The following is a 6,033-nucleotide window of genomic DNA, read 5'->3' as shown; positions in this document are numbered from 1 at the left end:
TTTTTTTTGGCCAAAATCGCGGCCGGTCTACATTCTGCTGGTTCCCAGCACAACGTAGGCCGGGCGCGTCCGTTCCGGCCGCGAGCGGAAGCTAAACGCTGTCGCGATTAGCTGATTTGTATGAGAACTATTTATAAAATAAGAAGGTCATTACACGATTTGAATGCAATCATTTAGCAAGTTATCTAAACCGTATTACTTACACCCTGTTCACCTGCTAGATGATGATCTATATTAGAAAAAGAAAACATTACCCCTAGACCTCAACACTTTAGAATCTGGGGTATTATACTTTCATCTTATTGCCATGGAAGGGTGAATAACAGTATGAATCCCGCATTTCTTGACATGTTGAAAAAGACAAATGATGATCTCAACAAAGCTATGAAAAAAATACGTGAATTAGACTGGGAATCACAATTCGAATTACTTGAAAATATAGCTATTTATGCTGCTGATTCGGGGTGGACTATACCACCTCACACAACTTTTAGGGAATGCCAAGAATTGATTGAGGGAAAGAGTAAGGAAGATATTGACCATGATTTTCAATTACATTATAAGGAAATTGGTAACTACAATAGTATGAAAACGGTGTTGTTATCAGGCAGATGTTTTGGAGGTAAGTGGAAGAGTCTTCTTGAGGATTGCTTTATTAATTATGAAGAGGATCGACATTCAATTGTCATACCGAGCTTATTTTTAATTCTTGAGGGAGTAATATTTGATACGGTTAAAGACCAGGACTGGAAAGCAGCTTTAAAAGAAAGAAAAAAGAAAATCAAAGATAATAGCATAAATAAACCTTTGTTTACCTCAGTACAGAGATTTATTGATAAAGCTTTTAAATATGGAGATTTTGAAGCTGAGTCGTATAAACATTCGTTTATTAATCGTAACTGGGTACTGCATGGTAGAGATGATATTAACGAGTGGGAGCCTGTTGACGCATTAAGACTATTTAACGCTCTATATAGCTTGAATTTTTTCAACGATTCTTTAATGAAATAGATAAGTAGGGGGGCAGCCAGATCGGCTGCCTTCGTTGTTGTATCGGGTTTGCGTCTGTCACTGCTGAGTCATTGTATTTGTAAAGCATTTTTCATCATTCGAATATAGGTTTGTAAACGATCGGATATGTCGCCTGTCTCGTTATATAGTTGGATATCATCTTCACACTCTTTGATGCGGTCCAAAAATCCAGGAGAAGAAACAACTAACGATGAATTTCGCATTGCATTTAGGACTGCTGTGTAATGAATGATTGACTCATCACTAGTTAGGCCGGTAGTTGGACTATATTCGGGAGTAGTGGTTTCATAGGATGACGCTACTTCAGAGACACTTGATTGCTGGTCAAAATAAGCTTTTTGTCTAAGCGATTTCTTTCGTATTTCTTCTTCTTTTTCATTTTGCTCTTTCAAAATAGCTGCATGTCGAGCTTCAATTGCCATGACTAGTGTGTTTAATTCGTCCGTGTTTATTTCTTCTTCATTCTCCCAAGCGAACGCTTTATTGTGTGGATCAAAAAGAAATATATCGTTATTTGAGATTTCTTTAATATTGCCGATTATCATATACCATTGGTCTGGAATCTCCTTAAGCTGTGCCGTGCTTACTCGTAGTTCCATCTGCGATATTTTATATAAAAAACCGTCTATTTCATCATTAACATAAAGTAAATGATCAACATTTTTATTTTTTAACTGGAGCCTTCTGTCAGGAACGAGAGAGATATCGCCATATTCTTCAGCTAAATCTTGAAGTAGGCCTTCCCAATGAGGGACCCCCTGTAAAAAGGACAAGGATCCCTTTTCGGATGAACTTAAGGCCAGTGCGTTTTGCTCCTCTTTGTAAGCAATCTGGCTGTGGTCGAATAAAAAATAGCTTTTAAACTGCTTGGAATGATAAAGATCTTGTTTCTTAAGTAGATAGCGCTGGTATTGCGCGCTCTTTGTTCCAGTAACATAATCAAAACTCCAAACTTCGCCGGTTGGCCATTGTACAATTAAATCAGGTACATAACTCAAGTCATCATTATGTAAATAACCATCAATAACGGTTGCATCGGTTCTTGATAAGCCAGCTTGCAGCTGATTTTTAATAATAGCTTTACCCACTCTATGCTTGTGAGACTCTTGCGTATTCGTTGCTGTTGTGTACCTGGTATAATTCCGTGAACCAGCACATTCTACTGCATTTTCATGTTTGAAATGACAGGCCTTATCTTCAAATAAAGCCATCCTGGTTGTTGCATTGCAGCACTTACATCTAAATAATCCTTTTCTTGAACTTTCACGATATTTATCATTTAAAGAGTTTTTAATCGCATCCCATTTCATACCGGTTTGAGCTAGCTGAATGCGTTCAAATTCGATGCTTATCTCATCTGTAAGCAACCATGAACTTTCCATTCTAAGGACACCCCCGAGAAAGTAATCAGAAAATATAAATAAATTATACCAATATATCTGTATTTCGAGATGAGAAGCTTAAAAAAAATCGTCGTGATCGGAAATGAATGTAGCTTTATAAAAAAGATTGATAATTTTTAATAAAGTTTGATTAAAATCATTTCACCTCTATAGATTTCTAGAGGCGAAATGATTTTTTGTTATAAAGATTGTGAAGAAATGTACTAAAACTAACGGGGCAGTTTTGTTCAATAGAAAGTTTGTTTGTGTGGTAAAATTTGAAGGTTGAGTCAAAACAAGTGTAGTCACTTCTTGTCACTAGGGGAGTTAAGTGAAAATGCTTGCTAACGGGGCAGATATGCTAAAATACATAATTGCCTAGAGGCACAATATCAATTAGATAAATAAAGATAGGAGGGATCTTGGTGCTAGGTAATGCAATTCAACTTGCCGGATGTTTATTACCATTTGTGCTGCTTTTTAATCTTGATAAATTTTTAAAATCAAAGAAATATGTAGCGTTTATGACCCGAATTGCCGCTTTTACTGCAGTAACATCTTTGGAACCAGAAACAAAAATGGAAATATTCAGAATGTATAGAGAACAACTTACTAAGTATGAAGCAGCTTGGTATGGTGCTTGGTCTGCAGGATACATAATAATTGGGTATATCATAGCAACCCTAGAACTTGATTGGCCAATAAACACGCTACTTTGCAGGTTGTTTATTTTTGTCCTCATCACCTTTGTGTTGGTTTTTCTGGCTTGCGGAATTTGTTCTTCTGCAACAAAGAAATACGCTGATAAAGAGAAGATTTATGGGAATAAGGCAATTTAAAATACTCAATCTTTTTTATAAAAACAGTTCTTAAAAATAAAAGAAAGCTACCGTTTTGATCAATCTTTATTCAAAACGATAGCTTTTTATATGCAGTAAAATCAAGGATTAAGAGTGATTTTTATTTGATCTCTAACCTTCACAAAAAAAACTGCTGCAACGAAAGAACGTTGCTAGCAGCGAGTAAGATCTATGCGTTTTGTAGACTCAAGATGTAATCAATTTTTTTTTGAAGTGTAACCTTTGCAAGAGATTCTTTGAAAATCTCTAAACCATAAACCTCTGAATAATCTTCGCTCACCATAACGGCTTCAATACCACCGCCACCAGATGCTACTCTTTGTAGATTCTTAATCGTTTCATCTCTGAATGGGATGATGAATACCGCTTCTTTTTCAAGCGTTTTATCAGCGCCAGATACCGTAAAGGCAATTAAATCACCACGTTGCTCAATTTGCATAACAGAGGATGCAGCTGCGCTAGCGCGGATATCATCTCTCAGTTCAATGACATGTGCTTTTGGCAGCTTAACCAATAGCGTTAACTTATCAGCATGCTGATCAAGTAAGCCCTTGCTAGAGCCCACCGCTAAACCTTGTGCTTCTTCTTTGTAATAATCTTCATAGGTTCTCATGGGCCATCTCCTTAATTTAGGGGTATCTTTTATATGTCGGAAAATTAATACAACGATTTCAGATCTTGGTAAAAATATTTTCAGAAAGAGAAAGGATCCTCCTGGTGTGAGCAGGGGGATTAGCGATTAACGGTATCGATAAAGTACGCGGAACTCACTAAAATATCCACTAGAAGCTGCGATTCTTGTAAGGTTCCTCTTGGTATACGAATAAAGTCACCGCTAAGATTCTTATCATTCTTAATAGAAAGACCATGATGAAAGCCAACCTATTTTTTTGGGCGTGAAACCCCACCACCCCGCAAATTCGGAAGCGACCAGGGATATCACCTGTTCCATTCCGAATTTTTTTTGCGTCGCCTGCAGCTCTACAAAAAGGGGTACCCGGTGGCACGTAAAGGCATAGACCTCTTACGGATTAAGAAATTTAAAAGATAAAAAAGTGAAAAAGCATGTGGGAATAATTCAAAGAAGCAAAGAAAAGAGAAGACGGTTTGCGAACCGAAAAGGTGTTGCGTGGCACTTGCATATTTCGTTTTCAACCGCATTCATCCAGAACTGTGTCGATCTCGTCATTTTAGCCTGCCATACCGAACCTTGCCGTGCAAGGGTGGCTTTTCTACGAACGCCATCCCTTCGGGCATACCCTTGCACGACAAGAACCGGTATAGCAAAACGGGCTATGCCGATACGACACAAGGATGAATTGCTTTTTGAAAACTACATACGCAAGCTGTACATTCGCTAACTTATTTCTGTTCCAAACCTTCAAGAATGCGCTCATTGCCGCGCGGCTAGCCTTCCTCGAAATCGGATGAAGGGTAGGGAAGGGTCGTTTTTCCATAAATTAGGAGGTTGATGATATGAACGAAACGGTTGATAAAGGTTTAGTGGTTCGCACGCTTGAGCAAAAGGCTCAAAGTTGGCCAGCATTTGCAGGTAATGTTAAGGATCCATCATTCTCACTGGTTAAAGTCATCGGTTTTGTGATTGATGAAGAGCTTTACCGCCATGATGAGCAGTTAGCCGCTATGGTTAACAGCTGTGATTTCAGCGAGCGTTTTCGTGAAAAGGTGGTCGCTACGATAGAACGAGCGGTGACTGCTTTTGAAAAAGTCCTTAAGCAGCTGGAGAATGAAGAGGTTTCAAAATTAGGTTAACCACTTAGAAAAGGGAGCTGGATAAAATGACAAAACAATCAATTTCTATTGCAGGCAAAGAAACAAAGAAGCACATCGCGGAGGCCCTGAAGCTAGTTTTTCCGGGTGTGAAGTTCAGTTACCGCTCTGATTTCAATTCCGTTACTTTGTACTGGGTGGATGGTCCACTCGTTCCAGATGTTGATAAGGTGCTAAATCGATTCACCAGCTATACCCGCGTGCTCGCTCACACGGACTATACCGATTCTACTGGTTACGAGTGGAAAGGTGAGTTGTACGTAGGAGCTCGCTATTTAAGCACAGTGAGGTCGTTATCTGAGCAGCGTAAAGGTGCAATAATCGAGTATATGGACAGCATTGATGGGAGCTCTTACGCAAATGCATTGAAATTTGAACGGGTGGATGCCGAACGGCATTTGATAGCATCCGGAATTCTGGAGGGAAAAACACCAGCTGATCGACCTGATCTAATGTTAGATGAGAGCCCAACTAGGGACGAGAGGAGACCAGCGAGAGTAGAACCGGTAAAGCTTCCTGATAATGTCGTGCAGTTGTTCCCAAAAAAGACGGATGAACAACAATGGTTAGACTCACTTACTCCGGAGCAGCGTTTGAAGTTGCAAGCGTTAATCAGCTTTTTCCGGTTAGAAGCTGCGGATCTCTTATTGCGTGAAGATGTGACGATAGATGACGCGTTTGCGCTAGCTGCAAATGAGTTTTATGGAAAGAAGTAATAAAAACCAGGAGGCGTAAAACAATGAGCGTACCCAAAAAAATTACCCGAGAACATCTTGATCAATTGGCTGCTGAAATTGAGGCGGATCGGCAGGAGCTGAATCGATTTAGCAGCAACTATAGATCCGTAAATGAGGATTTGCTGAGGCTTTCTGAGAAACTGGATAACCTGATTGCTCGGCATGCACGCCTTACGATGACTTTTAAAAAAAATAAGCCGTCTGCTATGTAGCAAACGACTCGGAGCGAAG

7 protein-coding genes are annotated in these 6,033 nt (G+C 39.3%); 5 read left to right on the top strand and 2 right to left on the bottom strand.

Annotation, left to right across the window (positions count from 1 at the left end):
* Positions 1–327 precede the first annotated feature (327 nt).
* Entirely contained in the window at positions 328–1,011 is a 684-nt protein-coding gene (locus AC787_RS32460; RefSeq protein ID WP_235561190.1) for a hypothetical protein, read from the top strand.
* A 68-nt stretch (positions 1,012–1,079) separates the two neighbouring features.
* Here the strand turns inward: AC787_RS32460 and AC787_RS32455 are convergent, their stop codons facing one another.
* Positions 1,080–2,414 carry a hypothetical protein gene (locus AC787_RS32455; protein ID WP_054029136.1) on the bottom strand — a complete coding sequence of 445 codons (1,335 nt, stop codon included), beginning with the start codon at positions 2,412–2,414 and terminating at the stop codon, positions 1,080–1,082.
* A 425-nt stretch (positions 2,415–2,839) separates the two neighbouring features.
* Here AC787_RS32455 and AC787_RS32450 point away from each other — a divergent pair, with 425 nt between their 5' ends.
* The gene (locus AC787_RS32450) at positions 2,840–3,253 is read left to right on the top strand and encodes a hypothetical protein (RefSeq protein WP_054029135.1); all 414 of its coding nucleotides are present in this window, start codon (positions 2,840–2,842) and stop codon (positions 3,251–3,253) included.
* 190 nt (positions 3,254–3,443) lie between these two features.
* On the opposite strand, the gene AC787_RS32445 is transcribed toward AC787_RS32450, so the two are convergent.
* Positions 3,444–3,887, bottom strand: a complete 444-nt coding sequence (locus tag AC787_RS32445) for a hypothetical protein (protein WP_054029134.1) — start codon at positions 3,885–3,887, stop codon at positions 3,444–3,446.
* A gap of 863 nt (positions 3,888–4,750) precedes the next feature.
* On the opposite strand from AC787_RS32445, the gene AC787_RS32435 reads away from it, so the two are divergent.
* The 3 genes from AC787_RS32435 to AC787_RS32425 are packed head-to-tail and all read left to right on the top strand — an operon-like array spanning position 4,751 to position 6,014.
* Complete coding sequence (locus AC787_RS32435) at positions 4,751–5,047, top strand: hypothetical protein (RefSeq protein WP_054029132.1); 297 nt, start codon at positions 4,751–4,753, stop codon at positions 5,045–5,047.
* A gap of 26 nt (positions 5,048–5,073) precedes the next feature.
* Positions 5,074–5,781: an LPD29 domain-containing protein gene (locus AC787_RS32430; protein WP_054029131.1), complete on the top strand. Its 708-nt coding sequence runs from the start codon at positions 5,074–5,076 to the stop codon at positions 5,779–5,781.
* A 23-nt stretch (positions 5,782–5,804) separates the two neighbouring features.
* On the top strand, positions 5,805–6,014 hold the full coding sequence (locus AC787_RS32425) for a Spo0E family sporulation regulatory protein-aspartic acid phosphatase (protein WP_054029130.1): 210 nt from the start codon (positions 5,805–5,807) through the stop codon (positions 6,012–6,014).
* The last annotated feature ends 19 nt before the right edge of the window (positions 6,015–6,033 follow it).

Source organism: Bacillus sp. FJAT-28004 (assembly GCF_001280845.1).
Classification (GTDB): domain Bacteria; phylum Bacillota; class Bacilli; order Paenibacillales; family Paenibacillaceae; genus Pristimantibacillus.
Note: the sequence above shows the minus strand (reverse complement) of the source record. Positions and strands in the feature narration are given on the sequence as shown.